The sequence below is a fragment of the Peribacillus sp. QJM3NY_7 genome, assembly GCF_056173225.1.
In genome coordinates, this window is record NZ_CM149663.1 from 5,266,885 (window position 1) to 5,283,489 (window position 16,605).

The following is a 16,605-nucleotide window of genomic DNA, read 5'->3' on the forward strand; positions in this document are numbered from 1 at the left end:
AATGATCATTTCAAACTAAAAATAAGCTCACCCAATAAAAGGGAGAGCTTATTTTTGGCGTACTTCTAACAGCTACTCCAAAGACTTAATTGCCAGTCCCAAATTATTTGCCACTGTTGTATAAAACTCCACATTTTTCTTATTATACGTCATCTTATTTTTCAAGATCCTTTTAATATTCACCAATTGATAATCATTGTAGCGAATGAACACTGTAAATAATGACATTTCCATTTTATCAATTTCTTCTAAAGAAACAGTAAACTGACCTCTATTACCTTCTATTTGAACTCTGCAATTGATTTCATTGTCCATTCTTTTTCGATCACGTATCAATACTGAATCTATGTTGTCTATATCATCACCATAAATCTCAAAACTTTGGTGGTAGACATTATCCATGATAAAGGAATCCATTGCACGGGCAAGCATCGGTATCCTGACAAAACGATATTCGTCCTCCAGAAATGGCAGTTCATAATATGGTAAACCGTCTTTAATGTGATACTTTTTATTGGAATCTCGCTTTAACCATTCAAATAACTTTACGAAATCCTCAATGCGATCCCCCATAAATAATTCAAGAGCCAATTTATAAATAGGCACCTTAAATTCATTCTTAAAATCATATGACAAGTTTTTTGCAGTTTCGACAGCTTCCCTTAATATTTCTATAAAATCTTCTTTATTCTTGGATTTCACAAAAGTTTGGCTGTCGAACGTTTTTACAATATCGTACTCATAAATCCGGTTAAGGGCCACCTTTTTCAATTCAATGGCAATGTCTTTGGATTGAATATACTTTATTATGTCGATATCCGCTTTTCTTTTTTCCAGCACATTCGTAACACGTGTTAAAGAAGAGGGATTTTCTGAAGTCCTATTGACATAATAAATAGGTTTTTTAGTAGTTGATACTGCTCTGACTTTAAAGAAAACATCATTAAAAAACCATTTATCTTCACCGAATTTCATATTCGGAAAACCAATTTCATGTTCTTTAACCATAGGCAGATTCATCATCCTGGCCGTTGGACCCATATGATAAAAAAAGTGCGGAACATCCATTGGGGTGATGCTTCTTCTTTCTTTAATGGAAGCAAACTCACCGATGACACTCTCTGCCTCAGATTCGACTTTTACCGTTTTGCCCACTACATAATCATCACCGGTTTCCTCCAGGATATTATAGAGGCTTTCCAGCCCATCATGAGCAAGCCAGTCATCCGCGTCTAAAAAAGTTATATATTTGGATGTTCCCAATTCAATTCCAATGTTTCTAGGGGTCCCAGGTGAACCATTATTTTCTTGAAGAGTAACTGAACAGATATTTTTATATTTAGCTGTATACTCCTGAATGATTTTATTGGTAGCATCCGTCGAACAATCATCAATAATGATATATTCTATCTGATCCATACCCATTGTCTGATTTATTACTGATTCAATCGTTTTTCTGATGAATTTTTCAGCATTATAAGCAGCCGTGACTACAGTGACCTTTTTTTCTTTTCCTAAAAATTTATTCCTTAAGCCTACAGGGTTATTTTTTATTGAAATTTTACCGCTCTTTAAAAGTTCCCTCGCCTTTTGACGTACCAAGAAATTCATACGATTCCCTCCTTTTATGTAGAGGTAACATAGATGTTTCTATCAGGCAGCCAGTTACCAGTTACTTAAAAGCAACAATACCCTTTATTTCAGGAATCAATCATTAAAAAATTCATCCACGATTCTCTGTGTAGCTTTACCATCCTCTATTCCACAATACTTCTCTCTAAATAAACCATATCTCTCTTTGTATTGCATGTTTATTTCATCAATATTGGTAATAGTATCGATAATCTCCTCAGTCGTTTTTAAAAATGGACCTGGTGCTTCCTTTTCAAAGTCCATATAGAATCCGCGGATGTTATCTCTGTAATCTTCCAAGTCATACGTGTAGTACAAAATCGGCCGGGCAGTATTAGCAAAATCGAACATTACGGAAGAATAATCCGTAATCAATATATCAGAAATCAGGTAAAGTTCCTGGATATCTGAATAATTGGATACATTTATCACGAAATCCTCGAATTCGCTCGGAATGCTGAGATTATTACTTATAACAACATGCATCCTTAACAACAGGATATATTCATCCCCTAGTTCTTCCTTCATTCTTTCCAAATCAAATTTCAGCTCGAAAATGAATTTATTGTTTTTCGAAGTTTGATTATCCCGGAATGTAGGAGCGTATAAGATGACTTTTTTTCCTTTTGGTATCTTCAGTTTTTCCATCACTGAGTCGGCAACCAGTGAAGCATCTTCCTTGTAAAACAAATCATTTCTCGGATATCCCGTTTCCAATATTTCCCCCTCATATTTGAAAGCACTTCTGAAGGCTTTGGATGCGTATGGACTTGGTGATATTAAATAATCCCACGTTCTCGTTGCACTATGCACCCGATTCAAGTACCCCTCGTCTCTTCCTTGAATATTATCGATATCAAACAGCATTTTTTTCAAAGGGGTTCCATGCCAAGTCTGAATGTATGTCGTTTCCTTCCTTTTACTTAAATAAGTAGGGAAGTTTTGATTATTTATCCAATAACCTGCTTTGGCCAAATAATAATAATATTCCGGGCTTAGGCGTTTGATCAGCTTCGTATTCTTTCCTTTTATCGGTAAATTACCATTATACACCCAGACTTTTTTATATTTATTATCCCTTTTGACCAGTTCTTCATAAATATATTTGGGGCTATCGGAGAATTGCTTCCCTATCCCACTTTCAAAAAGAATAAGGTTCCGGTCAACCGGTAGGATCCTGGACATGATTTTATAAACTTTTTTCATGACAGGGAAATACTGTTCACTTTTCCTAAATCGATTCATAATGAGTTTTGATATCGGGTGGTTATATAATTTAATAAGTGAATTCTGATCTTTTTCTGCATGTTTAATCACTTCGAATATCCTTGAATTAGAATGGACATCGCGATATTTAATAAAACGGTTGGCCTTATCGATATACTTTTTCTTCATGACAAAATCAGTGTTGGCGTATTCGGCTAATACACCCAACAATCCATCCAATTCATCAACGATTTCACCAGGAAGATCGTTATCCAAATCCAAATGTGACGGTCTTTTCCCTATGAAACGATCTCTATCAAATTGATAGTAAATAACCGGTTTATGCAGGAAACTAAAGTCGAAAGCAACACTTGAATAGTCCGTGATCATAATCGCGCTTTCCTTAATTAACCTTTGGACATCCACTTCACCCTGACTAATCACCCGAACAGGGGCATCTTTAAAATAAGACGTGAATTTCTGCATATTAGGGTGAAGGCAAAATATGATTTCAAACCCATTATTTTTAGATAACTCATGTAAAACCGGGTGATTCACCAAGTTCTGATACCTTTCGAAATACTCGCTTTCCAAAAATATTTCATCGGATGTAATCCAATCTCGCCATGTCGGAATGATGAGTAATTGCCGCTTTGTTAAAACATCATCCTTAAACAGTGAGTCGAACCTAGAAAGTCCGGTCGTGAATACTTCCTTTTCGTTGTACCCAAAATCCGTTACGATCATATCCTTTTCGAAGTCTGAACTAACTAGAAAAACATCCGTACTAAAACCGGAGGATGCATTTTTCCCGTAGTTTGCAACCATGTTCTTAGTGCCCATAACACCATGTTGAAGAAATACCTTAACTCCCTTAACACGATTTTTAAATTCAGATGTTCTTAAAGGATATAAATAATCCGGATGATGTGATGAAATGATACGTGTCGATTCCATTGTCTTTTTAATATGATCCTTTGACTTGAAATAAAGGATATTTCCAAAGGGCTCGACGTTCTTGGCTTCCACGGAATTTTCTTCTATTACATAATAGACTTCTTTTTCAGGGTGGTTTTCCCTCATATATTTAAAGAAGTGATATCCGGTATCTTGGGCTTTATAAGTTCTTTCGCCAATTAGCCAAACATCCTTTTTCTTTTTAAATAGGGCCAAAAAACGCCTCCATCCCATCATCTTTTTTAAATATCGATAACTTTCCGTAGAGAAGTTAAACACTTCCAAAGATAAATTGGATGCTTTAAAGGTATAATATGGATTGATGATGGCCACTCCATTATTCGAGCTCACATCGGTCTTTTTTGTAAATAATTTAGTTCTCGTGGTCGGTCTTCCGACGCGTACCATTTTCGGCTCTTCCTGATCATGTAAATGTAATTTCATGTAAATATCATAGACATCATCTTCCAAATCCACACTGACCAATTGTTCTAAATCCAATTTCAAATCATATATATATCGATTCAGTCCAAATTTCTTAATATTCATTTCCTTATTATGAATAAAAGATAGATTGGCCTGATATTCTTTGCCACTTTGTCTTCCTCTAACTAGGCCCTCACCTTTTATGATCGCGGAATGCTTGGTGAAGATTTGACCATTAACATGCATGGTCTTCGAATTGTTTTTCATTTTTTCAATTTGAGACTTAATCTGTATTTTAGGGGTTTTATTGATGTAAAGAGATATATTTCCTTTATTCGTTATCGAGAATATACTTTGTTTATCTTCATAGGTGTAAATACTTAAATTGTTCGTGTACGTCTCCTGAAAACGCCCTAGACGAATTGGAAATTCAATATGAACCTGTTCGTTCTCTTCTACATATTCAGCTTTATGTTCGATATTAAGTATTGTTTTCTTGCTCAGCTTTTCAATCGGGACGGTTACCTTTATATAACAGTCATAAACAGTCGGTTCATCATCTGCTAATTTCCGCATTAAATCTTTCATATCTACTTTAAAATCAAATTTAGACGAGCTCACCGATTCAGCTATTTTTATTTTCTGATCTTCGTTATCCCTAGAATATAGCCATAGTTCTTTTGCGCAATAATGTTCTATTGAAAATTCTCCTTTAATCAATAGCATATTTTCCTCTTGCGCAATGGTCAGAACTTGTTTTAGCTTAATTTTAGGCGCTTTTTTTGCTTTCCCTTTTCCAAGAAGCTTTTTAATCATTTTAGACCACCTATAACAAATTATTTATTTAAATAAAAATGAATCATTCATTGTACTTTAAAATCATAAACTTTTTTTGGTTTTTCCTCAATATCATTAAACAGACCGGTGAATTTCCCTTAATTCCCCTTAAATTCCACCTATGAACAAAAAAGAAAATATCCAGGTGATTCGCTGTCGTACCAAAACAAAAAAACCGCAAAAATCAAATGCATGTCCTTCCATGTTGCCAGAATGGAAAGGGAATAGCAAAAACATGTCTTTCAATTAAAAAAAATCTTCTTACTATCAAAGTGAACGCTTTCAAAACAGGACAACCGTTTATATTTTCCCCTCATTAAATGGTTCCATAAAAGTTAAGCGATAGATTTATGGCCGATAGATACCCATCCTCTGTCTTTCACCTTCCACTTTTAGAAAACAGGATTTATGAAGCTCCTCTAGTTGTTCTCTCCTAAACGTGGTAAAATTGTGAATGGCTTTTCTGATTGCAGCAAGAATGATGAAATCTTTTTTCATTCATTAATGTGAGGGGAATTATTTTTAAATACCATTAAGTATAAATCCTTACATTAATTATGGACACTTTATTATGCCCTTCAGAGTCATACAAATTAGTCAACATTTAATTTTAACTTAAAAAATAATATTTACAAGAATCATCAATGTAAAAAATTGTGGTTTAATTGTAAAAAAATTGTGGTTTATTTGTAAAGCTATTAAGTTATAATTAGTTAGAGATTGTCATTGCCTAAAAAATATAGGAAAACAACAAGCAGAATTAAAGAGCCGGTTGCCTGTTTTATTGTTCCATTTCATATTCTAATAGACCAAATATATATTAATTTGATTGAATAACAGTTCAAGAGTCTTAAAGGAGGAATAAAAATGAAAAAAGTAATCACTTACGGAACCTTTGATTTGCTTCATTGGGGTCATATCAATCTATTAAAACGTGCTAAAGATTTAGGGGATTATCTGATCGTTGCCATTTCTACGGATGAATTCAATGCTTTAAAAGATAAAAAAGCTTATCACAGCTTTGAAAACAGAAAAATGATCCTAGAATCAATTCGTTATGTGGATGAAGTCATACCTGAAGACAATTGGGAACAAAAGAAGGAAGACATCGTTCGCGAAGGTGTGGATATCTTTGTAATGGGTGATGACTGGAAAGGCCAATTCGATGAATTATCCGAAGTTTGTGAAGTGGTCTACCTTCCAAGGACAATCGGCATTTCGACTTCCCAAATTAAAGATGACCTTCTACAAGTTACTAATGGCTAAAGAATTCGCGATAGGGATTTATCTTTTTTGTTTCAAAGTTTTATTCTCTATCTTTAAACTTTTCCCTTTATATGACAAAACGACCTTTGTCACATCATTTGGGGACAATTGCCAATATATCGCAGATGAAATGGACAAGCAGGACATTTCCGTTCAAAAGGTATTTTTAATGAAATCAAGCAGTTCTATACAAGTTAAGGACGATGGGGAAACCATCGTCCTTCCGTTTGAATCAAAAAATATCAGTGCCATGATCCGATCGATTTATCATCTGGCTACATCAAAATGGATTATCATCGATAATTATTTTGGCTTTCTTTCAGCCATTTCATTCAAAAAGCAAGTGACATGCGTGCAAGTGTGGCATGCGGCCGGTGCCGTAAAGCAATTCGGAGCAAAAGATCCTTCCATTAAAAACCGTTCAGCCGGTGCAAGGAAAAGATTTTTTGAGGTATATGGTAAATTCGATTATGTTACGGCAGGTTCAGAGAGAATGGCCGAGATTTATCAAGAAAGTTTCCAACTGCCGGCATCCCATATCCTAAGGACCGGGATCCCTCGGACCGATTTCTTTTTTAATGATGAATCAAAAAGGACTGCCCGTAATGCTTTGCTGGCCAAGTATCCGGAACTTGAGCATAAGAAAATCATGTTATATGCCCCTACATTTCGTAATGACGGCTTGAACAACGGAGAGATTGCTCTTGATTTGGAATTGCTCTACAAGGAACTTAAGGGCGAAAATTATGCGTTATTGCTAAAGCTGCATCCAGCTGTAAAAGCAGAGCATGATTTACAAGATAAATTCCCGGGATTCATTTTCCCTGTCAATAGTGACTTTCACGTTAATCAACTGCTGATCAGTACGGATCTTTTAATAACCGATTACTCATCGATTCCATTTGAATTCTCTTTTTTGGGAAGACCCATGATATTCTTTGCATATGACTTAGAAAAGTATGTGCAGGAACGGGGATTCTGGGAGGATTACTCTTCTTCCATGCCCGGACCCGTGGTATCCACCACGAAAGAGCTCTTGAGGAAAATCCGTACCGCCGATCATTCATTAATGAAGATCGCTTCCTTTAACCAAAAATGGAATGAATACTCCACGGGAAATTCAAGCAGGAACTTAGTTGATTTCCTTTATAAATAAAACCACCCACTTCGTAAAACGAAGTGGGTTTTCTATTTTTCCATAACCACTGAGCGGAATGCACGCCCTACAAAAAGGTACATTTTTTTCATAAAGTGACAAAGGGAAACACCACGCTCCGAAATATGAAAAAAGACTCACAATATAGAAAATATTGTAGATTACAATGCTCAAACGCCACCAATATAAACCAGTAAAATACTACTATTTCCCCCTTGTAACAAAAATGTAATATGTTTAAACCCATTTATTTTGTTAGAATAGGGAAAAAGACATATTCGAGGTGGAAAACCGTGAAAAAAAGTGTTGTCGCATTTTCGACATTAGCCATTTTATCTTCGACTTTTGTTTCTCCTGCCCTTGCCGGTACATATACAGTCAAAAGCGGTGATAACCTAAGTAAAATCGCCCAAAATCATAATACGACGGTAAAAGACTTAAAACAGCTTAATAACTTAAAATCAGACTTTTTGAGAATCAATCAAAAATTAATTACACCCAACTCCAAAACAACATCAAATGCTCCTTCAGTTTCCGTGAAAACAACAAAGAAAACCACATATACCATTGTTTCAGGTGATACCTTAACCAGGATAGCAAACAAGCATAACCTTACACTTGCTGAATTGATGAAACTGAATAACTTAAAATCCGACAGAATTTATGCAGGCGCCAAACTTATCGTATCCAAATCAACCACCACCACTACCATTGATTTACCCGGCAGCTCCAAACCATCCAGTGGTACACAGACCCCAGCCAATTCGTCTACATACATTGTGGTAAAAGGTGATACTCTTTCCAAGATTTCCAGAAAAACAAACTTGACTGTAGCCCAGCTTAAATCAATCAACTCGTTAAAGTCCGATTTAATCAGAGTAGGGCAAAAACTGAAATTAAGTACATCGGCAAGCACAGCCCCTGCAGATAAAAACGATGGTGGAAAAGTGGAAGCCCCAAGTTCAGGAAACAAAGTGGCCAAGCTCGTTTCCGAAGCAAAGAAATTGATTGGCACACCTTATTCGTGGGCGGGTTCCTCCCCATCAGGATTCGATTGCAGCGGATTCATTTACTATACGTTCAAGAAGGCTGGGTATGATGTTCCAAGGCTTTCATCGTCCACCTATTATGATATGGGTAAAAAAGTTACTTCACCGAAAAGCGGCGATCTTATCTTCTTTGCAACGGGTTCCAATAAATCAGTCATAAGCCATATGGGAATTTACTTGGGCGGCGGGGAATTCATTCATGCCTCATCAAGTAAGGGAGTAACGATCAGTACTACTTCAAACTCTTATTTCAAAAGTAAAATCATCGGTTATAGAAGTTTATAAGATTTACTTGCCAGACTTTCTCTTAAAGTCTGGCAAATTTATGAAAATATTCATAACTTCTATAACTTTTGGAAAAAAATGAATGCTGTGTAAACGAAGGAATTCAGAATCCTTCGTTTTTTTGAATGAAAAAAGGTAAATATGCACTCTAACTACAAAAAGAAACTATTCTATTTTTGACAAAAAAAAGGTATAGTTAAAAATACCGACTAGGTACTTTTTCACACCTTCCATTTTGTGGGATGGTTAAGGGAGGAATATTAAATGAGATCCGAACATAAAAAAAAGAAAAAGAAACGCAAAACGTTTAAAATAATCGGCTTCACCCTTCTTATCCTTATCATTGGCGCAGGTGTTTATGGCGCTTCAGTATATCAATCATTAGCCGGTGCGATCAGCACTATGCAGGGCACAGCCCATAAAACGGATAAACGTGTGGAGGACATCAAGTTCAAAAGCCAAGATCCATTTTCATTACTAATTCTTGGTGTGGATGAAAGAAAAAATGACTCAGGTCGATCAGATACGATGATTGTCATGACCGTTAATCCTAAAAAAGAATCAATTGAGTTATTGAGTTTACCGAGAGATACGCGTACAGAGATCGTCGGTAAAGGTATAAATGATAAAATGAACCATGCCTATGCATATGGCGGAGTCGCCATGTCGATAAATACAGTGGAATCCTATTTGGATATTCCGATTGACTATTACGTCAAAATGAATATGGAAGGCTTTCAGGATATCGTGAATGCCGTTGGCGGTGTCACGGTCGATAATGATATGGACCTTGCCTATAAAGGGTATACCTTCAACAAAGGTACAATCGACTTAAATGGTAAAGAGGCCTTGATTTATTCCCGAATCCGTAAAGAAGATCCCCGCGGGGATTATGGACGGCAAATGCGGCAACGCCAAGTTATCCAAGCTGTCATGAAAAAAGGGGCAAGCCTATCAACACTTACCAATTATGACGATATATTCGAAGCTTTAGGTAAAAACGTGGAAACCAATTTAAGTTTCAATGAAATGCTGAGCATTCAAAATAACTACAAATCATCCCTCAAAAATATTGAACAATATACACTTGAAGGTGACAATCAACGGGTAGATGGCGTTTGGTACAACATCGTTCCAGAAGATACAAAGCTTGAAGCCCAAAATCGTGTTAAAACACATTTGGGATTATAATGTAAGGAGGATGACTTTTATCAGTCATCCTCTTTTTTTACCTCCTTCTCAATTTTTTTTAAGTAATCGGAGCGTATCACCTGATCACTCAGATCAATCTCCTTTTGATCTTCTGGTGAAAATCCTTCGACCTTGCCTTCCCCATTTATTTTCATTTGAGAACCATAATCCCCTTTTAATATCAAGGCATCACCCTCTTCGCCATCCAGCATGCTCTCTCCAAAGTATGAAGAACTCTTTATATTGAACAAATCATATAGAGTGGGCAGAATATCGATTTGGCCCGCCACCTTATCAATCGTTCTCCCTTCCATATCCTCCTGATAAATGATCACGGGAATGGGCATATATTTTTCAATCCACTCTTCATTGCTAATTTTACTACCATAATACGCTTCAACCTCGTGTTTATCTTTTAAGAATAGCCCATCATGATCTCCGTAAATGACAATTACGCTGTCTTTCAACTTCCCGTCATCCTTCAACTTCTTCACGAAATCCCCGATTGCGGAATCTGTATAATGAATGGCTTCGAAATATTTAGTCAGGTAATTATTTTCTTTTCCAACTTCATGCTTCATTGTTATCTGTTCCTTCGGCAGTGAAAAAGGTACATGGCTGGTCAAAGTAACGAAAAAAGCGTAATAGGGGTTTTGTTTATCTTTTAAGAAATCATAGCTTTGATTAAAGAAACTGCGGTCTCCCAAGCCCATCGAAATCATCTCGTCCTGCTTCATATCCTCTATGGAAAGATAGTCATCAAAACCTAGCGAGGGATATGCATGCTGCCTATTCCAAAAGTCTTCTTCATCTCCGTGGAAAGCAATACTTTGATAATCCGACTTCTTTAATTCCTTGGCAAGACCAGGAAAATCATTATAAGGGAACCGAAAAAAGGTCGCACCTTGCTTTAAAGGAAATAGTCCGGTATTCACGATAAGCTCTCCATCAGATGAATTTCCAAATACCGTCTGCGGATATACATGCGGGAAATACAATCCCCCTTTCGCCAGCCCATTCATGAATGGCGTGACCTCCTGCCCGGCACTGGTTTGAAAGAGCGGAAACGACTGTAAAGATTCCACCTGGATGATAATGAGATTCTTCCCTTCCAAGGATCCTGAATGGGCATTTTCCTTTCTTTTCTTTTTATTGAAGTAATCAGAAACGGCCTTCTTTTCTTCCGAAGACATTTCATCCCTTCCCGAGTCAGTAAAGTAGGCATACGTATCCAATGCATGATGACCGATAGGGCCCCAGGTTCGCAAGAAGGTATTTGCCTCATAACGCCGGGTTATATCTACTTTGTCGATAAAGATATTCTTGACCGGTTTTAATCCTGCTATCATCAGGAATATTACGGCCGGCACAAGTGCCATATGCTTGAGGGGGTATTTTTTCTTCACAAAAGATTCAGCAATTGGAATGCCTGCCAGAAGAAAGATTGCATCCTTGATTTCCATCATACTGAATATACTTTCACCTAGCCCATTCAGATTGCTTTTTTGCATCCACATATAGGATGTTATAGGTGTCGAATAATAACGATAAAACCAGATGTCCCCAAGGAAAAAGACCATGATCGAAAGAAGGAAAACTGAAAAAATGAAGCCCTTTACGATTCGATTCGATATCCATTCCTTCAGATAAACAACAAAACCGGCAGCACCGATGATTATCGTAATTATTCCAATAGAAAGATCGTTACCCATCCTATCATTCGTATAAATGAAAAGTATGGCCACGATTGAGAATGACAATAACTCAAATAGCCTCTCCTTCAAGCGTTGATTACGGTTATTCTTCATGTTCCTGCCACTTTCCTCTTCATTATTTCCAAGCCTTGGTTAGGCTAGATTGCGGAAGATTACTTATAAATATTACTCAGCGTTGCCATTTATGAGAAATTGCACACAGAAAATGGCATAAATATTTGGTGCTACTGACCTCCCTTATAAACAAAAAACCTTCATCACTAAAAGGATGAGGGCTTTGCTTTGGCGCTCCGGCAAAAAAGCTGCCGATTGCCGTTAGACTCATGCAGTTGTTTTTCTACTTTCTCTTCCATTCAAAAGCAATCTTCCAACCTTCATCAGGAATCGATTCCGCCAAAATATCCCCTTCCTCGAACAAGAAATGCCATGGCATGCTTGAAAGTGCCGGAAGCTCACCAAGCTCTGTGAGATCGAATGTCTTTTTCGCGAGGAATTTTCCATCTCCATCAACTAACAGTAAATCCACGATATCAAAAATGACAGCTTTCTCTATTGAACTTCGCAGAAAAGCCTCTATGATGACATCATCTTCCACCCTAGTCAGCTTGATGCCGGATATAGAAATTTGGTTCGGTTTTAATGCAGGCAGCCTTTGATGGTGGAATTTATATACATATTCCTCTTGCTTGGAAATATCCCACCCCTTGTGAAACATCAGGACAGTATGAACGGTGTCATCATGATTTGCTAACTTAGGTACATCTGAAGCTGCATTATCCCTTTTTCCAAATAAACTCATCGTTCCTCCCCCTCGAAAGAAGCTGCATCTTGCTGATTGCTTTTCATATATTCCATAAAACGGATGCTTATCTCCGCCTCAATTTTACTTAATAGAAGGTTGAATTGACTGAGAGCTGCTTTTTCAAACAACGCATATGGGTCCTGCTGACCATGTTCGCTTAAACCAATGCCTTCCTTCAAACTGTTCATTTCATCTAAATGGTTCATCCAATTTGTATCGATGTGCTGCAGCATGAAAGCGCGCAACTGGTTTCCCCATTCTGCATCGTCTTGAAAGATCACCAGTCTCGATTCCCATTCACCTAAAGCCTCCAACACCCTTCCTTCAATTTGGCCTTCTATATCCTTCAAATCACTTTCCTGCCAACCTAACGAAAGCAAAACAAAGGTTAGCTCTTCAATTAAGGCAGAGGAGTCAGGCTCCGCTATATGTTCACGGTCATATTTCACTGTGAGCCGAGTAATGTATTTTACGATGCAGTCAAGTAAAATGGCCGACATCCGTTCAAGCTCCATATCAAGAATCCGAGCTCTCATTGCATAGATGATTTTACTCTGCTCATTTAATGCATGTTCCAACTTCAATATGTGATATCGGCTTGATTGATGCATCTGCTCTACCGTTTCCTGAACCATTTTAACGAATTTATCGGGTGCAGGGCCCAGCACCAACCCATTTTCATCCGTTTTGATTTTCTTGATATAACGTCCCAATTCTGCTTCATCATAGTAATGAAACAAATCATCTTCCAAAGAAATGATGAATTGTGTTGAACCAGGATCACCCTGCCGCCCGGAACGTCCTCTTAACTGCATATCGATCCGACGGCTTTCGTGACGCTCCGTCCCGATAATATGAAGGCCGCCCAATTCCTTGACATCATTCCCAAGTAATATATCCGTTCCTCTCCCAGCCATGTTCGTAGCCAGCATCACTTGTTTTTTTTGCCCGGCATTCGCAATGATCTCCGCTTCATCCTCTTCCGTCTTCGCATTAAGGATTTGATGTTTAATTTTCCGATTATCCAGTTGAACCGAAATTTTTTCAGATTGCTCAATGGAGGTCGTCCCGATCAGGATAGGTCTGCCTTCATCATGGATCCGTTTTACTTCCGTGATGATTTTGTTGATTTTGCATGTTTCATCTTTATAAAGCAAATCAACCTCATCCACTCGAATAATAGGCTCATTAGTTGGAATTTCAATGACGGGGAGCTGATATATTTCCTGGAATTCAGACTTTGATGGTATGGCACTCCCTGTCATCCCAGACATTGAATGATATAATTGAAAATAATTTTGGACGGAAATCATAGCCTGTGTTTCATTCTCTTCGGAAATCTCCAATCCCTCTTTTGCCTCAATGGCTTGATGCAGCCCGTCACTGAAGCTTCGCCCTTCCATCATCCTGCCTGTGAATTTATCGATGATTGCAATCTTTCCATCGATGACAATGTAGTCCACATCCAACTTCATGATTGCCCGCGCTTTCAGCGCCTGTGTAACATTATGTAATAACTCTTGATGCTCCATTCCATACAGATTGTCGATGCCAAAGGCCTCTTCAATCTTGGAAGCACCTTGATCCGTGAAGAAGGCGGACCTTGACTCGATGGAAATCTCGTAATCATCCTTTTCTATAAATGTCTTCATGATTTGCGCCGTGATCTGGTGAAGCTCGGTTCCGTCGTTTGCCCTGCCCGCAATGATTAATGGTGTCCTCGCTTCATCTATCAAGATGCTGTCAACCTCATCGACAATGGCAAATCGGTGTCCTCTTTGTACCTTGTCTTCCCTTCGATAAACCAGATTATCACGCAAATAATCAAAACCGAACTCTGTTGCCGTCCCATACGTGATATCTGCCGCATATGCTTCACGTTTCGCGGAAGGTCCCATTTGGGAAATGTTCAAACCGATCGTCAATCCTAGAAATTCATGAATTTGTCCCATTAACTCTTTATCACGTTTGGCCAAATATTCATTGGCCGTTATTATATGGACACCATTACCGAACAGTGCATGTAAATAGCTAGGCAATGTAGAGACAAGCGTCTTCCCCTCGCCCGTATTCATTTGGGCAATGCCCCCTTCACTCAGGACAAAACCGCCTGCAAGCTGAACATCATGGTGCCTAAGATTCAATACTCGCTTGGAAGCCTCCCTCACGACCGCAAAAGCTTCGGCTTGTATATCCAAAACATTATCACCAGCATCCAAAATGCTTTTAAATCTATCCTTCATTCCGCTTAATTCCAGATCTGAATATTTTTCATATTTACCCTCTAGCCGATTCACTTCTTCTACTAACTTATAAATTCTCTTCAAGTCTTTAGAACCTTCTTTGAAGAACTTTTTCATACTGGATAGCATAGGGTTTTCTCTCCTATTAATTCAATTGACCTTTAGTGAAATTATATCAGTTATGTATTTACTGTTTATAAAATTTATTGTAATTATATAGAAATTCTTTATTTTTTTGAAAGACAAATTATACAAAAACCGACTTGATGCCGCTAACCATGCTAAAAAGATTAGCTCCATACTGAATATCAGGGAGGGGTTTTTTTATCGATTTAAACAAATAATAGGAAGACTTTCACCCAATGGAGGATTTCAGATGAATAAGACATCCAGATATAAACTCGTACAGCCGCATCGCTTTGGATTATTCGTTCTTATAATTTTCATTATTAGCATGGGCTCCCCTATTCAAGCAGAAACAAGAAACACCCCCAAGAATGTCATATTGCTGATTGGCGACGGCATGGGGCTAGGGGCAATAGAAATTGCCCGGCAATTGGAATATGGAAAGACAGGTGTACTACATTTGGAAAAACTGGAGCATGTCGCCCTGATGCGCACCTATTCCGCCAATAATTACGTCACTGACTCGGCAGCAGGGGGGTCGGCGATTGCCACTGGTATAAAAACCAACAATGAATCAATCGGTGTCGATGCCAATGGTTCCGAGGTGGATAGTGTATTGGATGCCTTTCAGAACAATGGCAAAAAAGTCGGGATCATCTCAACCAATATGGTAGTCGATGCCACACCCGCTGCCTTTGGTGCAAGTGTGCCTAACCGCTGGACAGGTGGCGCAAATATCGCGAGGCAGCTCTTTGATAACCGGATCGATGTCATTCTTGGCGGTGGTGCCAGCTATTTCAATGCGGATAAGCAGAATGGCGAGGATTTAATCGCCAAATTTAAACAAGCTGGCTATGGGATTACTACGACTAAAGAAGAACTTAGTTCCATTAATACTCCGGCAAAACTTTTAGGATTATTTCACCCTACCTATATGAATTTCAAACTGGATAAAGAAGTATTACATTCCCAAGAGCCATCCCTCCCCGAAATGACATCCAAAGCGTTGAATATTTTATCCCATGGTGATAAGGGATTCTTCTTGATGGCCGAGGGTGCGCGTATTGACCATATGGAGCATGCAGCCGACATCACTGGAATATGGAAAGAAACCATCGAATTTGACCAAACCGTGAAAGAGGTTGTAGATTGGGCAAAAAATCGAAATGATACGTTGATCGTTGTACTTGCAGACCACGAAACAATGGGGACCTCCGCTTCTGAAACAATGGATATCAAGGCATTGAAAAAAATCAGGGTTTCATCCGAATATATGTCCAAACAGCTTACATTCGATAAAAATAATGAAATCAATCCAGAAAGTGTCGTTTCCACATTCAAGAAGTATGCACATATATCTCTTACGGATCAGGAAGTCGATCAATTCATTGATAACGTGAGAAAGAATAAAACGCTTGTCTATCCAAAGCATCAAATCGATTGGGAAATCGGTAGCACCATCGCCAGGCACCATAAGGCGGGCGTAGCTGATCGAAGCATACGGGCAGCCAGTTCCACAGGAGGACACACAGCCAATATGATTCCCGTTTTCGCCTCGGGCCCAGGCAGTGAAGCCTTTGATGGAGTCATTGAAAATACCGATATTTCAAAAATCATCACAAAAGCCGCTGGCGTTCCGTTTACACCCGGTCAGCATAAAACAAAAGAGGAATGAATGCATTTTAAGATTCTCATTTTTATTTTGATTAAGGTC

Annotated in this window: 10 protein-coding genes; 5 read left to right on the plus strand and 5 right to left on the minus strand. The window is 38.2% G+C overall.

What is annotated here, in order from left to right:
• Window positions 1-72 precede the first annotated feature (72 nt).
• Both AC0VX1_RS25535 and AC0VX1_RS25540 read right to left on the minus strand, forming a co-directional pair.
• Complete coding sequence (locus AC0VX1_RS25535) at window positions 73-1,611, minus strand: glycosyltransferase family 2 protein (RefSeq protein ID WP_475469515.1); 1,539 nt, start codon at window positions 1,609-1,611, stop codon at window positions 73-75.
• Between the two features lie 96 nt (window positions 1,612-1,707).
• Complete coding sequence (locus AC0VX1_RS25540; protein ID WP_475469516.1) at window positions 1,708-5,037, minus strand: CDP-glycerol glycerophosphotransferase family protein; 3,330 nt, start codon at window positions 5,035-5,037, stop codon at window positions 1,708-1,710.
• Between the two features lie 888 nt (window positions 5,038-5,925).
• Here AC0VX1_RS25540 and tagD point away from each other — a divergent pair.
• The 4 genes from tagD to AC0VX1_RS25560 all read left to right on the plus strand — a co-directional run bounded on the left by tagD (window position 5,926) and on the right by AC0VX1_RS25560 (window position 10,005).
• Complete coding sequence (tagD, locus tag AC0VX1_RS25545) at window positions 5,926-6,324, plus strand: glycerol-3-phosphate cytidylyltransferase (RefSeq protein WP_034315711.1); 399 nt, start codon at window positions 5,926-5,928, stop codon at window positions 6,322-6,324.
• Window positions 6,317-7,480, plus strand: a complete 1,164-nt coding sequence (locus AC0VX1_RS25550) for a CDP-glycerol glycerophosphotransferase family protein (RefSeq protein WP_475469517.1) — start codon at window positions 6,317-6,319, stop codon at window positions 7,478-7,480. Before tagD ends, AC0VX1_RS25550 begins: the two co-directional genes overlap by 8 nt.
• Before the next feature lie 293 nt (window positions 7,481-7,773).
• Window positions 7,774-8,814, plus strand: a complete 1,041-nt coding sequence (locus tag AC0VX1_RS25555; RefSeq protein ID WP_063574676.1) for a C40 family peptidase — start codon at window positions 7,774-7,776, stop codon at window positions 8,812-8,814.
• A 264-nt stretch (window positions 8,815-9,078) separates the two neighbouring features.
• Window positions 9,079-10,005 (plus strand): LCP family glycopolymer transferase, encoded by a 927-nt coding sequence (locus AC0VX1_RS25560; protein ID WP_034315716.1) that lies wholly within the window; start codon window positions 9,079-9,081, stop codon window positions 10,003-10,005.
• A gap of 20 nt (window positions 10,006-10,025) precedes the next feature.
• Here the strand turns inward: AC0VX1_RS25560 and AC0VX1_RS25565 are convergent, their stop codons facing one another.
• From AC0VX1_RS25565 to secA, 3 genes are all read right to left on the minus strand, one after another.
• Window positions 10,026-11,813 (minus strand): LTA synthase family protein, encoded by a 1,788-nt coding sequence (locus tag AC0VX1_RS25565; protein WP_475469518.1) that lies wholly within the window; start codon window positions 11,811-11,813, stop codon window positions 10,026-10,028.
• A 244-nt stretch (window positions 11,814-12,057) separates the two neighbouring features.
• Window positions 12,058-12,519 carry an SLAP domain-containing protein gene (locus AC0VX1_RS25570; RefSeq protein WP_475469519.1) on the minus strand — a complete coding sequence of 154 codons (462 nt, stop codon included), beginning with the start codon at window positions 12,517-12,519 and terminating at the stop codon, window positions 12,058-12,060.
• Window positions 12,516-14,894 (minus strand): preprotein translocase subunit SecA, encoded by a 2,379-nt coding sequence (gene secA / locus AC0VX1_RS25575; protein WP_475469520.1) that lies wholly within the window; start codon window positions 14,892-14,894, stop codon window positions 12,516-12,518. Before secA ends, AC0VX1_RS25570 begins: the two co-directional genes overlap by 4 nt.
• Before the next feature lie 247 nt (window positions 14,895-15,141).
• Here secA and AC0VX1_RS25580 point away from each other — a divergent pair, with 247 nt between their 5' ends.
• A complete protein-coding gene (locus AC0VX1_RS25580; protein ID WP_475469521.1) occupies window positions 15,142-16,566 on the plus strand; it encodes an alkaline phosphatase in 1,425 nt (474 codons plus the stop codon).
• Window positions 16,567-16,605: the final 39 nt, after the last annotated feature.

Bases quoted from the DNA above. Each gene is read 5' to 3' on its own strand.
- AC0VX1_RS25535 (WP_475469515.1), bottom strand. From the start codon at position 1,611: ATGAATTTCTTGGTACGTCAAAAGGCGAGGGAACTTTTAAAGAGCGGT.
- AC0VX1_RS25540 (WP_475469516.1), bottom strand. From the start codon at position 5,037: ATGATTAAAAAGCTTCTTGGAAAAGGGAAAGCAAAAAAAGCGCCTAAA.
- tagD (WP_034315711.1), top strand. From the start codon at position 5,926: ATGAAAAAAGTAATCACTTACGGAACCTTTGATTTGCTTCATTGGGGT.
- AC0VX1_RS25550 (WP_475469517.1), top strand. From the start codon at position 6,317: ATGGCTAAAGAATTCGCGATAGGGATTTATCTTTTTTGTTTCAAAGTT.
- AC0VX1_RS25560 (WP_034315716.1), top strand. From the start codon at position 9,079: ATGAGATCCGAACATAAAAAAAAGAAAAAGAAACGCAAAACGTTTAAA.
- AC0VX1_RS25565 (WP_475469518.1), bottom strand. From the start codon at position 11,813: ATGAAGAATAACCGTAATCAACGCTTGAAGGAGAGGCTATTTGAGTTA.
- AC0VX1_RS25570 (WP_475469519.1), bottom strand. From the start codon at position 12,519: ATGAGTTTATTTGGAAAAAGGGATAATGCAGCTTCAGATGTACCTAAG.
- secA (WP_475469520.1), bottom strand. From the start codon at position 14,894: ATGCTATCCAGTATGAAAAAGTTCTTCAAAGAAGGTTCTAAAGACTTG.
- AC0VX1_RS25580 (WP_475469521.1), top strand. From the start codon at position 15,142: ATGAATAAGACATCCAGATATAAACTCGTACAGCCGCATCGCTTTGGA.